Below are 19,033 nucleotides of genomic sequence, written 5' to 3'. Positions count from 1 at the left end.
TTTCTATTTAATCTAAGAAATGAACGAATAATCCATCACGCAATTTTGGTTCGAACCAAGTTGATTTAGGTGGCATAATTTTCCCAGCATCAGCAATAGCCATAAGTTCCTCAATCGAAGTTGGATACATTGAGAAAGCCACAGTCATTTCGCCAGAATTTACCCTGCGTTCCAACTCGCCCAGCCCACGAATACCACCAACAAAATCAATGCGTTTGCTTGTGCGTGGGTCGTCAATCCCTAAAATCGGTGCCAGAACGTGATGTTGCAAAATCGAAACATCAAGATTTTCTACAGGGTCATCTGGATGAAAGAGCTTTTCTCTTGCATCCAGACTATACCATTGACCGCCAAGATACATACCGATTTGTCCTTTTTTCTTTGGAGCAAATTGTCCATCAACTTTATTAACCACGAACAAATCTTCAAGCTTTGCAAGAAATTCATCTTGCGAAAGCCCGTTCAAATCTTTGACAAGGCGGTTGTAGTCCATAATATACAGGTGACTTGCCGGGAATAGTACTGCAAGGAAAAAATTGTATTCTTCTTCGCCTGTATGATTTGGATTTGCTTGCTGACGTTCGCGACCAACAATTGCGGCAGCTGCTGAACGATGGTGCCCATCTGCAACGTAGAACTTAGCAACACCAGCGAGCAGTTCACGGATTTTTATAATATCGTTTTTATCCGAAATAACCCACACCTGGTGGCGAATACCATCGACTGTGATAATATCTGTATTAGGCTTTTGCTCTATATATCTATTGACTATTGCATCGATTTCAGGTTTGTCTTTGTAAGTAAGAAATATTGGTCCAGTGTGTGCGTTAGTTACGCGTACGTGCTGGCAGCGGTCTTCTTCCTTATCTTTGCGTGTTTTCTCGTGCTTCAAAATAACATCATTCCAGTAGTCATCAACAGAGGCGCAGCCAACAAGCCCATACTGAGTTCTGTCGAACATAGTTTGAGCATAAATATAATAATACGGCTCGCTATCTTCGACCAAAACACCATCACGTATCAATTTTTGTAAATTCTCCTTACCTTTTTCATAAACACGTGGGTCGTAAAGATCAATTGATGGGTCTAAATCAATTTCTGGCTTGCCTACGTGAAGAAAAGAAAGCGGATGCCCTTTTGCTTCTTCGCGGGCTTCGTCAGAATTTAGCACATCATAGGGCTTTGCTGCAACTTCGGCAGCAAGCTCGGGTTTTGGTCTAAATGCTTTGAAAGGACGGAATACAGCCATTTCTTCTACCTAATTTATTAACAATTATTTTTTCAAAACATCAATAACTTTTTGAGCGATTTCTTCACCAACTCTATTTTGTGCTTCTACTGTGGAAGCTCCAATATGTGGCGTAACAGATACTCTTGGGTGATTGATAATCGCAGTCTGTGCTTCGGTTGGTGGTTCGTTTTCGAACACATCAATTCCCGCAGCAGCTACTTTGCCCGAATTTAATCCTTCGAGCAATGCTTTTTCAGAAACAACTCCACCACGGGCGCAATTGATTATAATTACTTCTTCTTTCATCATTTCAATTTCTTTTTCGCCTATTGCTGGACCTTCACCTTTGATAAGTGGCATATGCAGTGAAATTATATCCGATTGGTTTATTACTTCTTCTTTGCCTACAAGTCGAACGTTCATATCAGTTTGAGTAATAAATGGGTCGTGGGCAATAACAGTCATTCCAAGCCCAATTGCTCTTTTCGCAACTTCTCTGCCAATGTTGCCAAATCCAAGCAAACCAAGTGTTTTACCTGTAAGTTCGATACCTTTCGAATATTCTTTCTTTGGCCATTTTCCTTGTCGCATTTCAATATTACTCTGATTCAGGAAGCGGCATACAGCGAACATATGAGCAATTGCCAACTCTGCCACCGAAATTGAAGATGCTCCGGGTGTGTTCAGCACAGGAATTCCTTTCGATTTTGCATATTCCACATCGATATTATCCAGCCCAACTCCACCGCGTGCAATTGCTTTTAGATTTTTACCTGCTTCTATCACTTCTTTGGTAACTTTTGTTGCGGAGCGAACAATTATTGCATCATACTTTTCAATTTCTTTGAGTAATTCTTCTGGTGTTAGCTTTTGCTCTACTACTTCGAAACCAGCTGATTTTAGCATATCAGCTCCAATTTTTTCGATACCATCAGACACCAAAATTTTCATTGCTTTACTCCAAATTATTCTTAATATTAATTTTTAAGTTGTATCATAAATCTTTTTCCAATACAACTTAAAACATTTACAAAGATAATTATTAAAAGATTGAAAAAAAAATTATTATATTTGAGGAATTTATCCCGATTGCGACAAACAAAGCATTTATTCAACCACTCTCTTCAATAATCAGCTATTCAATTTAAACTCCTCTATCCGCCTATTTTATAACTCATTCTAAATTTAATTATTTAATCAGTTTGCGTATTTCTCCGATATTTGAAGAAAAATGTTTGAAAATGAGAAAAATCAAAAAATATATTCTTTCGCCCGCAGTTTTGGCAAAAATTATTACCAATGGTGCATACCAAATTCCACCGCATATTGAATTTATCGACAGCATTCTTTATCGCATCAGTTTCAACAGAAAACAACGATTGCTTGTGTGCTTGCCGCCTCGCCACGGCAAAAGCGAACTTATCTCGAAATATTTCCCATTCTGGTATTTAACCACTTTCAGTGGAAAAAGATTGCTGCTTACCTCTTATGAAGCAAACTTCGCTGCATTTTGGGGACGCAAAGTACGGGCTTTGATTGAAAACTATGGCAAATATTTCAATGTTTCAATTTCTAATGAAGCATCTGCTGCAAACTTCTTTGAGCTTTCGAACAATAGCACTATGATGACAGCTGGTGCAGGTGGAGCCCTCACCGGAAAGGGTGCCAATTTGCTAATCATAGACGACCCAATAAAAAATGCCGAAGAGGCTCACAGCGAAACTATTAGACAGAATATCTGGGATTGGTTCGTTTCTACTGCTTATTCTCGCATCGAACCCAATGGTTCTTGCATTATTATTATGACACGCTGGCACAAGCAAGACTTAGTCGGGCGTTTGCTTGAAGATTATTCAAGCGATTGGCAACTGGTGAAAATTCCTGCTATTGCAACCAGCGACGACCCACTCGGCAGAGTCCCCGGCGAAGCACTTTGGGCAGAACGCTTTCCCATCGACACTTTGCAGCAAATTCATAAACAAATCGGCTCCTATTGGTTCAATGCTCTATATCAACAAGAACCTTCCGACAATGCAAATTCGCTATTCAAACGCGAGCATTTCAAATATTACAAGCAGATTGACAACTACGCTATTGTTGAAGGGCGATATATTGATTTAACAGAATGCTTGAATTTTGGAACTGCCGATTTGGCTATTTCCACCAGTCATAATGCTGATTGGAGCGTTTTCTTTGTCTTCTCCGTTACTCCTGATAAGTCAATATTGATTAGAGACATTATTCGTATTCGCTGCCAACCAACAAAACACATCGAAATAATAAAAAATTTAACAATTAAATACAACGTTAGACTGTGGGGAATAGAGGCAGTTCAATATCAGTATGCTTTAGTGCATCAAGTATCTGCTCTTGGGATACCTGTCAAAGAAATTAAACCTTATTCGGATAAATTTACTCGTGCTATTCCTGTATCAGCAATGTTTGAAGCAGGCAGAATTTTTTTCCCAGATTACGCTGATTGGTTGATTGATTTCGAAAAAGAACTCACTCAATTTCCTGATGGGAAATACGACGATCAAGTGGATGCGTTTGCCTACATTGCTGAAATTTATAAAGAAAACAATGGTGGACAAATTATTGGCAAAAAATATCACGCAATATATTTACGCACTTTTAGCACAAAGTTCTGAACGTTTTGCACGACTATTTCCTCACCTTCCTTTATTTCCTCATCAGATACCGCATTCCAAATCTCACCAGAGACCTTCACTTGCCCTTTTTGCATAGGAGAAATATCAGTCATTGCAGTTCCTCTAAGGCCGATTAAAGCTAAATCGCCTGTTACTGCTCTGCGAGTTTGTGCTTTAATCCCGAAAACAATCAAAACAAGAAACAGCAAAGTTGTAATTATTACAACTGTTATTATCAAGTTCATAGAAATATCCATAATTTCATTTGGTGCATCTATTAACATAATTGAACCAATTGCCAACGACAAGATTCCTGCTATAGTGAGCAAACCGTAGCTCACTACTTTAATTTCAAGTATGAATAAAATAATTGCAATCAATATTAATCCAATTCCGGCATAATTAAGCGGCAACATCTGCAATGCATATAATGCAATCATCAGCGAAATAGCTCCTAATATGCCCGGAAACATTGCTCCAGGGCTCCAAAATTCAAACAGCAATCCATAAATTCCAATCATTAGCAAAATATAGGCAATATTAGGATTTGCCAGCCAAAATAGAAGACTTTCCCGCCATGTCATCTTGCGTTCGACAACTTTTTTCCCTTTGGTCGATATGATTTTCGTCCCGCTCGCAATTTTAACTTCATATCCATCTATCAATACAAGTAAACTGTCAATAGTTGGCGCAATAAAATCAATCGCACCCGCAAGCAACGATTCTTTCTCCGTTGCTGAAATGCTTTCGCGGACCGTTCGTTCTGCCCAATCTATGTTCTTATTACGTTCGTTTGCAATTGAACGAATAAACGCAGCAGCGTCGTTTGTAATCTTTTCATTCATTGTCGAGTCAATCTTTTCTCCACCCATCCCAACCGGGTGAGCTGCACCAATGTTCGTTCCTGGTGCCATCGCTGCAATATGTGCCGCCAGCGTAATAAATACTCCCGCCGAACCCGCCCTTGCACCCGATGGAGCAATCCATACTACTACCGGAACATTTGCGCCCATTATTTCCTGTACTATATCGCGCGTTGCATCGAGCAATCCTCCCGGTGTATTGAGCCGAACAATCAAAGCTTCGGCTTTTCTGTCTTCTGCATATTGTATTGATTTTTTTATAAATAAAGTTGTTGCAGGAGAAATCCCTCCCTCGACGCTTATCTTGATAACGTCAGATTTGAGCTCTTGCCCTAAATAAAGCAGCAAAATTAAAACTAGTGCTATATAATTATATCTTTTCATATTTTATTTGACGCAAACTTATTAATATTATTTACTTATTGTTTTCATAAATTAATTTATTTCTATTAATACCTTTTTATGAAAATAGTCTAATCGAAGTGTAATCAAAACATTAATTTTCCTATAGGAATGTGTTCGAACTTTCTTATTTTTGTGATTATTCTTAATATAAATTTCGAACTATGTTGCAAGTTGTTCAATATCAAAAAGATGGGAGATTAGAAGTAGCCGAACTCCCAGCACCGCAATGTCCGGCCGGTGGTGTTCTTATTCAAACTCGATTTAGCTTAATAAGCGCAGGCACAGAGCGAACCTCTGTCGAAAACGCTCAATCAAGTTTGCTATCGCGAGCCCGTAAGCAACCTGAGCAGGTGCGCCAGGTGCTTAATATGGTCAAACGTGACGGACTTCGCACAACAATTGGAAAAGTTCTCAATAAACTTGATTCATATAAATCGCTTGGTTATTCTATTTCAGGGGTTGTTGTAGAAAGTGATGTTGAAGAATTTTCCCCAGGCGATAAAGTTGCTGCTGCTGGTGCCGGCTATGCTGTTCACGCTGAATTTGTGGCAGTCCCGAAAAATCTTGTCGTCCGTATCCCCGATGGTGTTTCTTTCGAAGATGCTGCATATACGACTCTTGGAGCAATTGCCCTGCAAGGTTTTCGTCAAGCTGAACCTGTCCTTGGTGAAACAGTTGCTGTTGTTGGTCTTGGTTTGCTCGGTCAGATTACAGTCCAGCTCTTGAAAGCAGCTGGATGCCGCGTTATTGGAATGGATATTAATCCTGATACTTTCGATTATGCAAAAAAATTTAGCTGCGACTTGCTCCTGAATGCTAAAAATTCACCTGATATTGTAAATACAGTTAATTCATTCACTAATGGCTATGGCGTCGATAGCGTCATAATTACTGCAAGCACAAATTCTAATGAACCAACAGAGTTGGCTTTGAATATTTGTCGTAAGCGTGGTAAAATCGTTGTTGTTGGTGCAGTCGGAATGAATATCCCTCGCAGCCTCTTTTATACAAAAGAAATTGATTACCGTATATCTTGTAGCTATGGACCTGGGCGCTATGACCCATTTTATGAGGAATACGGTCAAGATTATCCTTTTGCTTATGTTCGCTGGACCGAAAACCGTAATATGATTGCTTTTTTGCAGTTAATTGCAGATGGGCAACTTGACTGTCGCACTCTTACAACTCACGTTTTCCCGATTACTGATGCAATTAATGCTTACAACCTAATTACCGGGAAAACACGCGAACGCTATCTCGGTATACTCCTTCGCTACAATGAAAATACAGAACCTGAGAGTACAATAAAAATAAAACAATCGGAATTTAGGCAAGAAAATAATATCAATATTGGATTTATTGGTGCAGGCAATTTTGCACAAAACAATTTGTTGCCTGCTCTGAAAAATTGTAATGTTCGTTTTTTGAGTGTTTCAACTGCTACTGCTGTTAATGCTAAAAGTGTTGCTGAACGTTTCGGCTTCGTTGAAGCAACAACTAATTCAGATGAAATTGCAAATGATACAAGGATAAACACTCTGTTTATTGCATCTCGCCACGATAGCCACTCTCGTTATGTGGTTGAAGGGCTCCGCTTTGGGAAAAATGTATTTGTTGAAAAACCTCTCGCAGTCAATTTCGAACAACTCGACAGCATCAAAGAAGTAATTTCAAGCAATAACGCAAGACTTCTTGTTGGATTTAACAGGCGTTTCTCTGCTCCATTTGTAAAAATGAAAGATTTTTTTGCCAACCGTCAGGGTAAAATGGTAATAAATTATAGAATTAATGCAGGATTTGTTCCAGCTACTCACTGGGTGCATTCTCCTGAGCAAGGTGGCAGAATTATCGGTGAAATTTGTCATTTTGTTGATTGTGCCGTCTATCTTACTGATGCTGTGCCAATTAGTGTTTTTGCTACAAGCGTTTCGGCAAGCCACTCGCAGATGCCAAATTCTGATAACGTATCGATTAATCTCAAATTTAACGATGGTTCTATCGCCAATATTGTATATTTTGCAAATGGTAGTAGTTTGCTCGAAAAAGAATATTGCGAAGTCCATTGCGAATGTAAATCTGCTATTATGAATAATTTTACAACACTTGATTTATATAGCCAAAAACACCAATCATTTAAATTCAATGGGAAAAAAGGCATTGCCGAAGAAGTTTGTGCGTTTATTGATTCTATTCGTTCTGGAAAGCCAAGCCCTATTTCAATTGAAGAAATATTTAAAACCACAGAAGCAACTTTCTACGCTATTGAATCTCTAAAAACAGGCTTGCCAATTCAATTTTAGCGTAATTTCTCTAAATCTAACGCAGAATGATTATCAATGATTTGCTTGATTTCAGGTGATTGCTGCAAAGCAATTGCCTGCTGTTTCTTTGTCAGTGAGCGGAAAGTCATTGCATACGAGTGCTGAATTAAAGTTTTCAATGCAGAAGTTGATAATACTCCATCGAAAACAACGGTGTTCCAATTGCGTTTGTTCATATGATAGCCGGGTCGGATGCTGCTGAATTTCTCCCTAATCTCATCAATAATTTCAGACGAACATTTAAGATTAACCGTTAGCGGAACTCTCTCCAACGAGGCAAGTGCAAAAATTTTGTTACATATTCGATAACAAACTGTGTCCGCATCGAAAGGAAAATCGAAAGTTACATCTGGCAAAGTAAGACAAAAATTATGTAAGTCTTCGGCATCCATCAATGTTTCCCAACCCACTCAATACCAAAATAGCGAGTAATTTTATCTGAATTTTTGAAGTTATTTAGCATATCCCGAAATTGAAATTGAAGAGTAAAACCATAGCCAAGAGAATAACGCAAAGAAGTATTCAAAAATCCGCGCCCTTTTGTTCTTCCTGCTTTCCATTCGAACATGCCTGCATTGTATTCAGCATTTACAGCAACTCTATTCCCAATAGATTGCTCAATTCCGGCGAAATAGTTAATAAAAAACTCGTCTGTACTATTTTCGAATGAATAATTCAATCCAGCGTGAGTAGCTATCGAACCTAAATCCCAACGGAAATTCTTGCTAATTGCAAGGAAAATCCCTGGTGATGCAATTGCATATCTGTTTGAACTGTTTGAATACATTCCCGAACCTCGTGTGGACAATCCTACTGCAAAGGCAGGCACTTCGATAGTTTCGTTTATAAATCTATATTTTAATAATATTGCGGGAATGTTTTGTAAAGTTATTTCACCCGAACCCACAAAATTTTGTGCCGAAAGGGCTGTGCCAATATTAAAATTTCGCCAACGTGCATAGTTGAAAGTAAAAGCTATACCGCCATTATCAAAATAAACTAAGTCAACTGCATAATCGCCTTTTGGTATTATGCCCGCTGTTGGCATATCCACTATATCTCGAGTTTCAAAAGCTGCCGAATTGCCAGCAGTTCCTTGGCAATAGCAATTCAACGAAAAAGCAAGCAATGATATAAAGAAAATTAAACGTTTCATATAGATTTTAGACTTTTCAAATTTCTTAAAAATACTTAATTTTACTAAAATATCATTAATATATTTATTGAAAGTTATACAAATCAATGACAGTAATTTTTTCTAAAAAATGCGAGTTGGCTCTTCAAGCGGTGCTATATTTAGCCCACAAGGATAAAGATGCGCTTACCTCGGCATTGGAAATTTCAGAAGAAATTGGTACCCCAAAGGAATTTACCTCTAAAATTCTTCAAACTCTTACAAAAAGTGAGATAGTCGGTTCTCGCAAAGGTAAATCCGGTGGTTTTTATTTAGCTCGTCCCGCAAAGGAAATTAAACTTATCGATATTGTTGAAGCAATTGATGGAACTGATGTTTTTCACCGATGTGTGCTTGGTTTCCCAAATTGCTCGGTTGATGAACCCTGTCCCGTACACGACGAATGGGGAAAATTACGCGAAGAAGCCTTGCATATGCTTTCGGCTCGTTCATTAGAGGAACTTCGGCAACAAACTATTGCAAAAATTGAATCAATAAAACAAAAAAACAAAACTGCCGATAAATCGGACTAAAAGAAATCTATGTATTTTTCGACTGCTTTAATTGATTTCTGCAGCAGTTCGCTATCAACAAGGCTCGAATTACATTTCTCTGCTGCAAGCAAGCAATGATATGCTTTTTCCCACTGCTTGCGGTGCATAAAGCAGGCCGAGAGAATAAATTGTTTTAACCCTTCGTAATTACTATTCGAAAACACGTAATTCTGATGTTCGAGTATATATTTCCAGTCATTCAAACTTGTTGCAATCTGGAACAGACGCAATTGTGCAAGTTCCAAATTATCAACAGATAGCTCGCGTGAAGCAAGAATTTTCAGAAAAATTTCCTTCGCTGTTATCAAATTATTCATCGAAAATTCGGTGTTTGCAAGATGAAATAGCAAATAATCAGATGGATTTAGAGATAGTTCCTTCTTTATAAGTTCCAAATTACGTTGTTTCTTTTCAGTTGAATTATCTATGTAGCCAAAATGCTCAATCATTATATCAGTTTCATATATATCCAGACCAAGTTCGAAAATACTTTCAGAAATTTGTTCATGAACAGCACCTTGATAACGAATTTTGGGATGATTCCTGAAAATTCGGGTATAGCGGTGCTCAATAAAACTTGTTCTATCGTCCGTCAGATAATTTCTAATTATGCAGGAAATTCCTCCAATTCTATCATCTTGAAATATTTTTTCATATTGTTTTGCTGAAAATGGTAGCAGCACTTCGTCGGCATCGAGAAAAATAATCCAATCACGTTTAGCAAATCTCAAAGCATAGTTTCTCATCTCAGAAAAATCATTGTTCCATTTCTTGAAGTAAATTTCGCAATTTGAATTAGCAGCAATTTTGGGTGTGTCATCAATTGAGCCTGTATCAACAACTACTATCTGGGAACAAATAGGCAGCAACGAGCTTATTGCGCCTGCAATGTATTTTTCTTCATTTTTTGCAATTATGCAACCGGTGAAGTTCATTTTTCAGATTTCAATATTGGGAATTTTATCGAAACAGTTGTGTAAACATTTGGCTGGCTTTGTATCATTATATCACCACCAACTATTGCAGCTATTGCTTTAACGATTGCGAGCCCAAGACCGGACCCCTGCTGTTCATAAATATCACGTTCGAATTGAATATACGGTGCTATGTTGACAATTTGTTCTTGTGTCATTCCTCGACCAAAGTCTGTAATATGGATAAAGTAATAACCATTTGAAATGTTTGAGTCGATTTTAATTGGCTTACCACGCTCTGAAAACTTATAAGCATTGTCGAGAACTTCTTCGATTGCTTTCATAAATAAATCTTCGGGAACTGCTAAGCTTGCTTCTTCTAAATCAAGTTCGATATCGTTCGAACGTCCTGCATTTCCCGCCGAGTAAACCACAATATCTCTAATAAGAAAATCTGCAAGAGGTGTTTTCTTCTGACGCAACTTCGCAATTTCGTCTACGTTCGAAATGATTAATTGTAATTTCGAGAAAAAAAGATAATTCTCGAATAATCTTTGTATTCGTTTTGCAGATTCATTGATATTTTGCAAAATATCACGTGCTTCATTATAATGTGTTTGGTCGTAGTGCTTTCGCAAAAAATCAGATAAGCCCAAAATAATATTCAGCGGCGTTCGAATTTCGTGAGGCATATAACTTCGCAAAGTATTTGCAAGCGTTTCATATTTTGAGTTGAACTTCTTTTCAGCTGTTTCGGCTTTTTCGAGGCGTTTTTGCACAGCTGCAATCAGTTCATCAAAATCAAATGGTTTGGTAATATAATCATCCGCACCAAGGTTCATACCCTCCCGAATATCCTGGCGAGATGATTTCGCAGTTAGAAAAATAAAAGGGATCAGCTCAGTAGAAGGGTAGTTTCTCAGTTCTTTTAATACGGCTAACCCATCCATTTCGGGCATCATAATATCACAAATAATCAAGTTTGGGATTACAGCTAATGCTATATTAATGCCTTCTTTCCCATTCTTAGCTTGAAATACTTCAAACCCATTGATATTTAATATTTTTATAATGTCTTTTCTAATTTCCTCTTCGTCCTCGATTATTAATATTTTCTTTTTCATTTTAATTTCCTGAACTATATGGAATTGTTACTGTAAAAGTAGTTCCTCTATTAATTTTACTTGTAAAATCTAACTTGCCATTTAACATTTTTATTGCATTTAGCACTACCTGCAATCCAATACCACTGCCCGATATTTTCCCAACATTATCAGCACGATAGAATAAATCAAATATCTTTTCCTGTTCATCATCTGGAATTCCAATTCCATAGTCTCTTATTGCATACGCAAAATTATCTTCGTTGAAATATAGTTTGACATCTATTGGTGTGTCTGGCGATGAATATTTTGCTGCATTTGAAAGCAAATTTAGTAGTATTAACCTAAGCAACCGCTCATTTGTTGCAATTGTATTTTTGTAACCAATGTTTATGAAAGAAATATCCCTTCTTTGAAGCAAAGTGGTCTGAAATTCATTAATTAGGTTTTCAGTAAATTGAATTAAATCTATTTGTTCGACATTGTCCGTTTCAACTCCTTTGTCTTTTTCTTTGCTGATAAATAACATATTCTCAATTAAATCAGTTAAGTTGTCTACAGTTTTCATAATTCTGTTTAGATATTCTTGCTTTTCCTCGTCGGATAGAGAGTTCTGGTATTTCTCAAGCATTTGCGCTGCAGAACGAACGATAGTGAGCGGGGTGCGGAACTCGTGAGACACCATACTAACAAAACGCGACTTCATCTGATTTAACTCTTTTTCCTTATCTAACATTAATTTTAGTTCCTTCTGAACTTTGTGGTGTTGCTCAATTTCGTCTTTTAGCTTTTTAACCAATATTTGTAGGTCCTGCGTTCGCTCTTCTACTTTTAGCTCTAATGTTTGATTTATTTGTTTCAGTTCTTCTTGATATTTCTTTAGTTCAGTTATATCAATAAAGCAATCAATTCTTTTCTTTGTTGAGCCAATATTAACGAAAGAAGTAGTGCGGATTATCGGAATTTTTTCACTATTAGAATTAATTAAATAAGATTCGAAATTTTTATATGTTTCGGAAGAGAAATCGGGGTCATTGTAATCAATTTTTTCAAGAAAATCGTATATTTTCCCTCCCAAAATATCTTTCTCATCTAAATTTATTAATTCTACTGCAACAGGATTAATTTTAATTATTTCGAGTGAATCCCAGTTGTGAATTATTATTCCAGTTTGTACAGCATCAAAAATAGCATTTAATTCTCGTCTGCTTTGAGTTAAATCCATAGTTTTTGCAGCAACCATTTGCTCCAAACTTGACTTTGTAGCTTTTAAATTTTGTTGCAATAGCACATTTTCCAGACTGGCGGAAAGTACCCTTGAAAAAAGAGAAGTAACAATGTTTAGTTCAGTTTTGATAAGTGTATCATCATTAGAATTAATTAAAGCAATTCCCATAACTCCAAATGATGATACAAGAGGCACAGCAATTGTAACTAATTTATCAAAACCAGGCGAACCATAGGAAATTGCGCCATTTGCCAGAGCTTCTCCAATTATCCCGTTATGAACACACGAATTGAAAATCTTCTCTATGTTATTTTTTTCACTTTCAGGGAAATAACTATTTAACTCGAACTCAAACGAATTGTTTTTTAAAAGATAAATTGCCGATGAAACTGAATTAGGAAATTTAACGAATACATTCAGACCACTTTTAAGCAGATCAGGTAACCTGTTGAAATTTTTATTCATTACAATAAATTCTTGGATAGCGTCAAAATAAATGCTTTGTAGATATCCAATATGTTCGCCAATAATCATTTTTTATTAATACAATAAAACTAAACATCAATTTAAAAGAAAAATACCTATAGCTGCTTCATATTCAAGAAGCATTGCATCATAATTCTTGGACCAGTAGTTATCAGGTAAATTTAAGGCTTTCCACGCGTCAAGATTTGGAGTTGGAACAACATCGTCTCCTGCTTGTCCAAGTTCAAGTAAAGAAGCTACTGAATTTGCAATATGAACGCATCCAACAAGTATGTTATTTGCATTATCTACTTTGCCGACAGCATGATAGCGAATTGCATCTTTCAAAGATTGTGGCAGTTTCCATTTTTCAGCTAAAATTTCACCAGCGATAATGTGATTTACTCCTAAAACTGCATTCTCAGCTTCGCGAGCTGGCAGATTTTTTTCTATTGCATATTCAATTGATTTCGCATATTCATCGGGTATAAATTTTAAGAAAAGTAGCTTCCCTATATCATGCAAAATACCAGCAAGAAAATAATTTTCGAGATTAGTTATTCGAAGCGTTTTGCCAAGCACTCGCGTAATTGTGCCAACTGCTATTGAATGTTTCCACAAATCTACTGGATTTATTGGGAAATTGCCCTTCATATTCCGAAAAACGTCAATTATCCCCATAGCAATAACAAGATTGCGAACTTCCTCGAACCCAATAAAGATAATAGCTTGAGAGATTGTTGAAATTCTTCCTCTAAATCCATAAATTGGTGAATTTGCTGCTTTCAATACCTTTGCTGCTGCTGCCTGGTCCTCCGCAATAATATTGGCAACATCGTGTGCAGTAGAGCGAGGATTAGAAATTACATCCGACAATGTAGAATATATCGTCGGCAAAGTTGGAAATTCATCCGCACGGGCAATTAATTTATTTAAAATATCCATATTATTTCTTCACTGAGTGAGACATTTTTTTTGCAAGATGATAGACGGCAACTTTAAATAAATCTTCTTCTATTGGAATGCGAGGCGTCCATGATGTTCTTTGAGCAATGCTTTCCAGTATTTGTTGGCGCATCTCTTCCGAAATTTCAGAAGTTTCCTCGTCTTCTGTTCCAGACGACACTTTTATGGTCCTAATATTCCAGGTTTTTAGAAAAGTTGCGTGCTGCTGCGAAAGGACAACACCCGCAGCCAGAAGAACCTGTCCGTAACGATTTACAATCGGTTCGGCTATTATCATACCATCTTGTATGTCTTCTACTGCAATGACCTTTGCCATCACTCAACCTCGAAATGTTTCAATTCAGATAGAACATCATATTTTGTAAAGTCGAAATGAACAGGCGTAATTGTTACATAACCTTTTGCTAATGCAGCATCGTCCGTTTCTATATCATCTTCGCTTTCCAGACAATATTCACCCGCAAACCAATAATACTTTCGTCCAAACGGGTCTAACCTCATTTCATATGTATCTTTCCAATATGATGAACTATGTTTAGCAACTTTTATACCAAGAATATTTTCTTTTGGAATTGCTGGTACATTTACATTAAGCAAAAAATTTGGCTTCAGCTTGCTTTCGAGCAATTTACTTGCTATTTTCGAAGCATATTCTGCTGCTGCATCCATCGGAACACTTATATCGTGCGATGCAACCGAAATTGCTATCGACGGAACGTCCGCCAACATTCCTTCGGTCGCTGCTGCAACTGTTCCCGAATATAGTATATTTATCGCTGTATTTTGCCCGTGATTTATTCCTGAAATTACTAAATCAGGCTTTCCCTCCAACAAATTCGATAATGCAATTTTCACACAATCCGATGGCGTTCCATCAATCGCATACCCAAACACTGTCCCATTTCGCTTTACTTTTGTTATTCTCAATGGGCGCGCTACTGTAAGCGCATGACCAACTGCACTTTGCTGGCGGTCCGGGGCTGCTACCACGACTTCTCCCAATTGCGACATAGCACTTGCCAATGCGTAAATACCAGGTGAATCTATTCCATCATCGTTTGTAACTAAAATCTTATACTTTTTCTCCATCAAAGAACTGCTATTTTGTTAATAATTATTGATTTAGAAACGCAAAATAATAATAATTATTGAAACAAATTTTAATTTATATTTGTTAAATTATATTTTAAATGTTTCCAAATTGAAGTTTTTGAGTGATAAATGAATTTATATAGATATATTTCTTCTACAATTGCAAAATCACGAAAAACCAGATTTTTGCGATTTGCTCGGTTAGTGTCGCTACTGAGTGTTATGCTCGGTGTTTTGGCTTTGTTGATAAGCTTAGCCATTCTCCACGGTTTTGAAAATGAACTTCGCAATAATACAACAAAATTCACCTCTCACATTGTTGTTTTCAGCTATAACAAAGACCCTATCAGTAATATTAAAGAAATTACCGAACAAATTCGAGCTCATTTTGATGTAATTTCTGTGATTCATCCGATAATCGAAGGCGAAGGTCTAATCCGTTCTACCGGATTTATTGATGGCATAATGTTCAGAATTTATAATCCCAGCAAAGATCCTAATGGGTTTTCCAAACTTATTGCTGGGAAAAACTATTTTTCGAGCGATAGCGCTAATGAAATAATTGTCGGCGAACCATTGCTCAGAAAACTTGGACTTCAAATCGGCGATTTCGTGAACTTATATTCAATCAACATTAAGGAGAATACTCCTAAATATAAAATTAGAAAATTCAAGATAATAAGCACATACAAAACTGGGATGACAACATATGACGAAACTTTGGTACTACTGCCAGAAACTTCCGCTCGCTCTTTCATTGGAATGCCACCAAATTCTGCAAATAAGATTGAAATTTTCATCACAGATATAAACCAAGCAAAAGATGTTTCGCAATCGATTATGCAATTTTTGGGATTCCCGTTCTGGACTTTGACTTATTATGAAATACATTCATCACTGTTCGCCTGGATTGAACTCCAACGTGAGCCAATTCCTCTGGTGCTGGGAATTATTTCTATTGTTGCTATGCTGAATATTATCACTACTTTAATAATTACCGTCATCGAGAAAACTCGCACTATTGGAATTCTTCGAACCCTGGGAATAAGTAAAATTGGTATTATCAAGATATTTGCATACCAAGGTTTTCAAATAGGGCTTTATGGTGTTGCCGCGGGTTGTGTCTTGTCTTTTGTATTTTGCTTTTTACAGCAACAATTTAAATTTATTCATCTCAAAGGTGAAATATATTTTTTAGATGCTCTGCCAATTTTTATTTCACCAGTGCATTACGTCCTTGTTGCTTTGATTACATTTGTGCTGGTGCTGCTGGCATCAGTTCTTCCCGCTTTGATTGCAGCAAAAATAAAACCTGTATCTGCATTGAGATTTAAGTAGTAAGTTATTAAATAACTTATAAATTAATTAATGATGATTTATTGATTGCAGAAATTATTTTACTTTGCAAAAAAATATTATTTTTCTATTTTTGAAAATAATGCTATTGCAAATGTACGGGAAACAGGTGAAAATCCTGTACGGTTGCGCCGCTGTAAGAGCTACTTTGGCTTTACGCTTGCCTCTACGCAAGCAGCCACTGTTCAAACAGAATGGGAAGGCAAAGCGCAAGGGTTCGATGCTCAAGTCAGAAGACCGATTTGCAATACTCATTAACCACTTCGTGTGGTACATCAGCGCAAACTGATGAATGAGGGAAGCGAAAGGACAATCTGTATCTTTTCATTTCCTTCAGATTCTATAGATATTTAAATAATTGGAGGTTTCTTTTATGAAGCATTTGTATGCGTTTTTCGCATTAATGTTCGTTAGCATTTTTTATTTAAATGCACAAATTAATGTATCCGTTGGCTTACAGCCACTTATGATTTACCGCTATAATTCAGATTTTTATGTATTATGCAAAGGCGTTGATGCTAATTTTGATGGCAGCTACGACCCTGACACTGACGAGCCACCTTCACTTTGGCGTAATGACCCAATTGGGATGGGACCACTTTCGGCTTCGAAAATCATTGAATTCCCTTTCGGATTAAATAGCTTTCCTATAAGAGCGCTTTTCGATACCGAATTTCTCTATCTTCAAACAAATGGATATATCTGGAAATATAATATTATAAACGGTAGCCTTGTAGATTCAATTGAATTTGAACATACTGTTTATGGATTTTCAATAGATAATGGATTGCTCTATGTTTCTACACGAATAACCCCGCCTGGTTCTTGGACACCCGAACACAATTATGTGATTTCAATCGATCTTGCTACAAAAGAAGCAAAAGACACTATTGAAACAAAAATGAATGTGCAAATGTGCCAGATTTTCAACAACAAATTGTTTGTGCTTAACGAAGGAACTGGTGTGAAAGATAGTTACGTTACTGTTTATGATTTATCCACAAAAGAAGAAATAAATTCCTATCCGGTTGGCTCATTCGGAAATTATTTTGAAATCAAAGACAACCAGTTGTATGTTGTATCTAATGGGAGTCACAAAGTATATAGATATGCACTCGATATCGATGAAAAATTCGAATATGAAATTGGCACAAGCGGCTACGATGGTCCCCGCGAATTAGTGTTCAACCCAGATGGCACAAAATTCAGAGTTTCTGCTTACGATGGAAATATTTACGAATTCAAGACAACAGACAATCAACCGGTCAATACAATAAACGCAGGCAAGAAAATTGAAGGAATGCTCTGGACAAATTATTACGATAATGATGTTTTTATTGCTGCATTGGTAAACAACCTTGATTATTCTGCAAACGATTACGTTACTATTTGGGTTAGTCCACTTGCAAGCGTAAAGGATTTGCTACAAATGATAAAAGTTTATCCTAATCCTGCAACATCTTTCATTGAAATTGAAACTAACAATTTAAATTTCGATGATTTTTCAATTGTTTCATTAGAAGGTAAAATAGTAAAAGAAGGAAAACTATACTCAAATATAATAGAATTGAATGAAATCGGGGCCGGAAAATATTTCGTTCGTCTCAACAATCAAAAAGAAACTGTTACCATACCAATAACAATAGCTAAGTAATGTGACATAGCAACGCAAACAAAATCGGGGCTTCGCAATAAGCCCCGACTGTTTGCTTAAATGTATTGCTCTTCTTCGTCGTCGTTATAGAAATACTCTTCGTTAGCCATATCTTCGTATTCAGGCCACAAATCTTCCATTCCTTCGATAAGTTCGTCGCTATCTTCAAGTTCAGCAATGTTATCAAGCACCTGCTGTGGGCAGCCCGAGCGCATAGCGTAATCGAAAAGTTCTTCTTTTGTTGCGGGCCAAGGTGCATCTTCTAAATATGCTGCAAGTTCAGGGGTCCAGAACATAACACACCTCCAAATTGTTTTACTTTTATGCTAATATCGAATAAATTAACAAAGTATTTTAAATATTTTTGAATAAAAAACCCGCCATTACAAAAAATAGCGGGCATCGTATCATATTTTGACTGAATTATCTCGAGTAATATTCCACAACCAGAGAAACTTCGCATTGAATAGGAACCTCTTCTCTCTTTGGTGGATAGAGCAATTTTGCTGAAAAATCTGCTTTCGATACTTCAATGTAAGCAGGAGGAGCAGAATTGCGAATTGATTCCTGGAATGCTTCGATATTGCGGCTCTTTTCACGCAATTGAATAACATCAGAAGTCTTTACCTGATACGATGGGACATCCAAACGGCGCCCGTTTACCAGAAAATGACCGTGTTTAACAAACTGACGAGCAGAATAAATCGAGCGAGCAAATCCTGCACGATACACTACAGCATCAAGGCGAGTTTCAAGCAAAAGCACAAGATTTTCGGCTGTGTTGCCATGCATTCTTGTCGCTTTCTTGTAGTAATTGCCCATTTGCTTTTCTGATACGTTATATTGCAAACGAAGACGTTGTTTTTCAAGTAACTGACGTCCGTAATCCGAAAGCTTTGCACGTTTTTTTGCTGCACCATGCTGTCCAGGAGGATTTGGCTTTCTACTGCTGTATTTTTTAGCTTTAACGGTTAAATTTATCCCTAATTTTCTGGATAATTTGACCTTTGGACCCGTATAATTCATTTTTCCTCGCTTTTATAGTTATTTTAAATA

At 37.0% G+C, this 19,033-nt stretch carries 18 protein-coding genes and 1 riboswitch; of the genes, 5 read left to right on the top strand and 13 right to left on the bottom strand.

What is annotated here, in order from left to right; all coding sequences use genetic code 11:
- Positions 1-7: 7 nt before the first annotated feature.
- Both AC6QZF_RS06775 and AC6QZF_RS06770 read right to left on the bottom strand, forming a co-directional pair.
- The gene (locus tag AC6QZF_RS06775; protein WP_499799124.1) at positions 8-1,249 is read right to left on the bottom strand and encodes a DUF1015 domain-containing protein; all 1,242 of its coding nucleotides are present in this window, start codon (positions 1,247-1,249) and stop codon (positions 8-10) included.
- Between the two features lie 24 nt (positions 1,250-1,273).
- Positions 1,274-2,182, bottom strand: coding sequence for a D-2-hydroxyacid dehydrogenase (locus AC6QZF_RS06770; RefSeq protein WP_499799123.1), 909 nt, complete (start codon positions 2,180-2,182; stop codon positions 1,274-1,276).
- Between the two features lie 290 nt (positions 2,183-2,472).
- Here AC6QZF_RS06770 and terL point away from each other — a divergent pair, with 290 nt between their 5' ends.
- On the top strand, positions 2,473-3,882 hold the full coding sequence (gene terL / locus AC6QZF_RS06765; protein ID WP_499799122.1) for a phage terminase large subunit: 1,410 nt from the start codon (positions 2,473-2,475) through the stop codon (positions 3,880-3,882).
- Here terL and AC6QZF_RS06760 read toward each other — a convergent pair.
- Positions 3,843-5,129, bottom strand: coding sequence for an NfeD family protein (locus tag AC6QZF_RS06760; RefSeq protein WP_499799121.1), 1,287 nt, complete (start codon positions 5,127-5,129; stop codon positions 3,843-3,845). The genes terL and AC6QZF_RS06760 overlap by 40 nt on opposite strands.
- Positions 5,130-5,311: 182 nt before the next feature.
- Between AC6QZF_RS06760 and AC6QZF_RS06755 the strand changes: the two genes are divergently transcribed.
- Positions 5,312-7,450, top strand: a complete 2,139-nt coding sequence (locus AC6QZF_RS06755; RefSeq protein WP_499799120.1) for a bi-domain-containing oxidoreductase — start codon at positions 5,312-5,314, stop codon at positions 7,448-7,450.
- On the opposite strand, the gene AC6QZF_RS06750 is transcribed toward AC6QZF_RS06755, so the two are convergent.
- Together AC6QZF_RS06750 and AC6QZF_RS06745 are read right to left on the bottom strand one after the other, a co-directional pair.
- Positions 7,447-7,881: an MmcQ/YjbR family DNA-binding protein gene (locus AC6QZF_RS06750; RefSeq protein WP_499799119.1), complete on the bottom strand. Its 435-nt coding sequence runs from the start codon at positions 7,879-7,881 to the stop codon at positions 7,447-7,449. The genes AC6QZF_RS06755 and AC6QZF_RS06750 overlap by 4 nt on opposite strands.
- The gene (locus tag AC6QZF_RS06745) at positions 7,863-8,627 is read right to left on the bottom strand and encodes a hypothetical protein (RefSeq protein WP_499799118.1); all 765 of its coding nucleotides are present in this window, start codon (positions 8,625-8,627) and stop codon (positions 7,863-7,865) included. Before AC6QZF_RS06745 ends, AC6QZF_RS06750 begins: the two co-directional genes overlap by 19 nt.
- 86 nt (positions 8,628-8,713) lie before the next feature.
- On the opposite strand from AC6QZF_RS06745, the gene AC6QZF_RS06740 reads away from it, so the two are divergent.
- Positions 8,714-9,178: an RrF2 family transcriptional regulator gene (locus AC6QZF_RS06740; RefSeq protein WP_499799117.1), complete on the top strand. Its 465-nt coding sequence runs from the start codon at positions 8,714-8,716 to the stop codon at positions 9,176-9,178.
- Here the strand turns inward: AC6QZF_RS06740 and AC6QZF_RS06735 are convergent.
- The 6 genes from AC6QZF_RS06735 to surE are packed head-to-tail and all read right to left on the bottom strand — an operon-like array spanning position 9,175 to position 14,964.
- Positions 9,175-10,134 (bottom strand): glycosyltransferase, encoded by a 960-nt coding sequence (locus tag AC6QZF_RS06735; RefSeq protein WP_499799116.1) that lies wholly within the window; start codon positions 10,132-10,134, stop codon positions 9,175-9,177. The genes AC6QZF_RS06740 and AC6QZF_RS06735 overlap by 4 nt on opposite strands.
- Positions 10,131-11,237 (bottom strand): hybrid sensor histidine kinase/response regulator, encoded by a 1,107-nt coding sequence (locus AC6QZF_RS06730; protein WP_499799115.1) that lies wholly within the window; start codon positions 11,235-11,237, stop codon positions 10,131-10,133. Before AC6QZF_RS06730 ends, AC6QZF_RS06735 begins: the two co-directional genes overlap by 4 nt.
- A 1-nt stretch (position 11,238) precedes the next feature.
- Positions 11,239-12,978: an ATP-binding protein gene (locus tag AC6QZF_RS06725; protein ID WP_499799114.1), complete on the bottom strand. Its 1,740-nt coding sequence runs from the start codon at positions 12,976-12,978 to the stop codon at positions 11,239-11,241.
- A 27-nt stretch (positions 12,979-13,005) separates the two neighbouring features.
- The gene (locus AC6QZF_RS06720) at positions 13,006-13,854 is read right to left on the bottom strand and encodes an HDOD domain-containing protein (protein WP_499799113.1); all 849 of its coding nucleotides are present in this window, start codon (positions 13,852-13,854) and stop codon (positions 13,006-13,008) included.
- A gap of 1 nt (position 13,855) precedes the next feature.
- Positions 13,856-14,191 carry a hypothetical protein gene (locus AC6QZF_RS06715; RefSeq protein ID WP_499799112.1) on the bottom strand — a complete coding sequence of 112 codons (336 nt, stop codon included), beginning with the start codon at positions 14,189-14,191 and terminating at the stop codon, positions 13,856-13,858.
- Positions 14,191-14,964 (bottom strand): 5'/3'-nucleotidase SurE, encoded by a 774-nt coding sequence (surE, locus tag AC6QZF_RS06710; protein ID WP_499799111.1) that lies wholly within the window; start codon positions 14,962-14,964, stop codon positions 14,191-14,193. The genes AC6QZF_RS06715 and surE overlap by 1 nt, the downstream gene beginning before the upstream one ends.
- Before the next feature lie 132 nt (positions 14,965-15,096).
- Between surE and AC6QZF_RS06705 the strand changes: the two genes are divergently transcribed.
- Positions 15,097-16,305, top strand: coding sequence for an FtsX-like permease family protein (locus tag AC6QZF_RS06705; protein ID WP_499799110.1), 1,209 nt, complete (start codon positions 15,097-15,099; stop codon positions 16,303-16,305).
- Between the two features lie 78 nt (positions 16,306-16,383).
- A riboswitch (cobalamin riboswitch) is annotated at positions 16,384-16,583 on the top strand.
- 113 nt (positions 16,584-16,696) lie between these two features.
- Positions 16,697-17,977: a T9SS type A sorting domain-containing protein gene (locus AC6QZF_RS06700; RefSeq protein ID WP_499799109.1), complete on the top strand. Its 1,281-nt coding sequence runs from the start codon at positions 16,697-16,699 to the stop codon at positions 17,975-17,977.
- A 56-nt stretch (positions 17,978-18,033) separates the two neighbouring features.
- Here the strand turns inward: AC6QZF_RS06700 and AC6QZF_RS06695 are convergent, their stop codons facing one another.
- Both AC6QZF_RS06695 and rpsD read right to left on the bottom strand, forming a co-directional pair.
- Complete coding sequence (locus tag AC6QZF_RS06695) at positions 18,034-18,273, bottom strand: DUF2795 domain-containing protein (RefSeq protein ID WP_498369364.1); 240 nt, start codon at positions 18,271-18,273, stop codon at positions 18,034-18,036.
- Between the two features lie 127 nt (positions 18,274-18,400).
- On the bottom strand, positions 18,401-19,003 hold the full coding sequence (rpsD, locus tag AC6QZF_RS06690; protein ID WP_499799108.1) for a 30S ribosomal protein S4: 603 nt from the start codon (positions 19,001-19,003) through the stop codon (positions 18,401-18,403).
- Between the last annotated feature and the right edge of the window lie 30 nt (positions 19,004-19,033).

Source organism: Eximiradius sp. (assembly GCA_937127445.1).
Classification (GTDB): Bacteria; Bacteroidota; Ignavibacteria; order Kapaibacteriales; family UBA2268; genus JAKIZO01.
Note: the sequence above shows the minus strand (reverse complement) of the source record. Positions and strands in the feature narration are given on the sequence as shown.

Coding starts and splice junctions, on each gene's coding strand:
- AC6QZF_RS06700 (WP_499799109.1), top strand. CDS start 16,697: ATGAAGCATTTGTATGCGTTTTTCGCATTAATGTTCGTTAGCATTTTT.
- rpsD (WP_499799108.1), bottom strand. CDS start 19,003: ATGAATTATACGGGTCCAAAGGTCAAATTATCCAGAAAATTAGGGATA.
- AC6QZF_RS06775 (WP_499799124.1), bottom strand. CDS start 1,249: ATGGCTGTATTCCGTCCTTTCAAAGCATTTAGACCAAAACCCGAGCTT.
- AC6QZF_RS06730 (WP_499799115.1), bottom strand. CDS start 11,237: ATGAAAAAGAAAATATTAATAATCGAGGACGAAGAGGAAATTAGAAAA.
- AC6QZF_RS06705 (WP_499799110.1), top strand. CDS start 15,097: ATGAATTTATATAGATATATTTCTTCTACAATTGCAAAATCACGAAAA.
- AC6QZF_RS06760 (WP_499799121.1), bottom strand. CDS start 5,129: ATGAAAAGATATAATTATATAGCACTAGTTTTAATTTTGCTGCTTTAT.
- AC6QZF_RS06755 (WP_499799120.1), top strand. CDS start 5,312: ATGTTGCAAGTTGTTCAATATCAAAAAGATGGGAGATTAGAAGTAGCC.
- AC6QZF_RS06735 (WP_499799116.1), bottom strand. CDS start 10,134: ATGAACTTCACCGGTTGCATAATTGCAAAAAATGAAGAAAAATACATT.
- AC6QZF_RS06745 (WP_499799118.1), bottom strand. CDS start 8,627: ATGAAACGTTTAATTTTCTTTATATCATTGCTTGCTTTTTCGTTGAAT.
- AC6QZF_RS06740 (WP_499799117.1), top strand. CDS start 8,714: ATGACAGTAATTTTTTCTAAAAAATGCGAGTTGGCTCTTCAAGCGGTG.
- AC6QZF_RS06770 (WP_499799123.1), bottom strand. CDS start 2,182: ATGAAAATTTTGGTGTCTGATGGTATCGAAAAAATTGGAGCTGATATG.
- surE (WP_499799111.1), bottom strand. CDS start 14,964: ATGGAGAAAAAGTATAAGATTTTAGTTACAAACGATGATGGAATAGAT.
- AC6QZF_RS06695 (WP_498369364.1), bottom strand. CDS start 18,273: ATGTTCTGGACCCCTGAACTTGCAGCATATTTAGAAGATGCACCTTGG.
- AC6QZF_RS06720 (WP_499799113.1), bottom strand. CDS start 13,854: ATGGATATTTTAAATAAATTAATTGCCCGTGCGGATGAATTTCCAACT.
- AC6QZF_RS06715 (WP_499799112.1), bottom strand. CDS start 14,191: ATGGCAAAGGTCATTGCAGTAGAAGACATACAAGATGGTATGATAATA.
- terL (WP_499799122.1), top strand. CDS start 2,473: ATGAGAAAAATCAAAAAATATATTCTTTCGCCCGCAGTTTTGGCAAAA.
- AC6QZF_RS06725 (WP_499799114.1), bottom strand. CDS start 12,978: ATGATTATTGGCGAACATATTGGATATCTACAAAGCATTTATTTTGAC.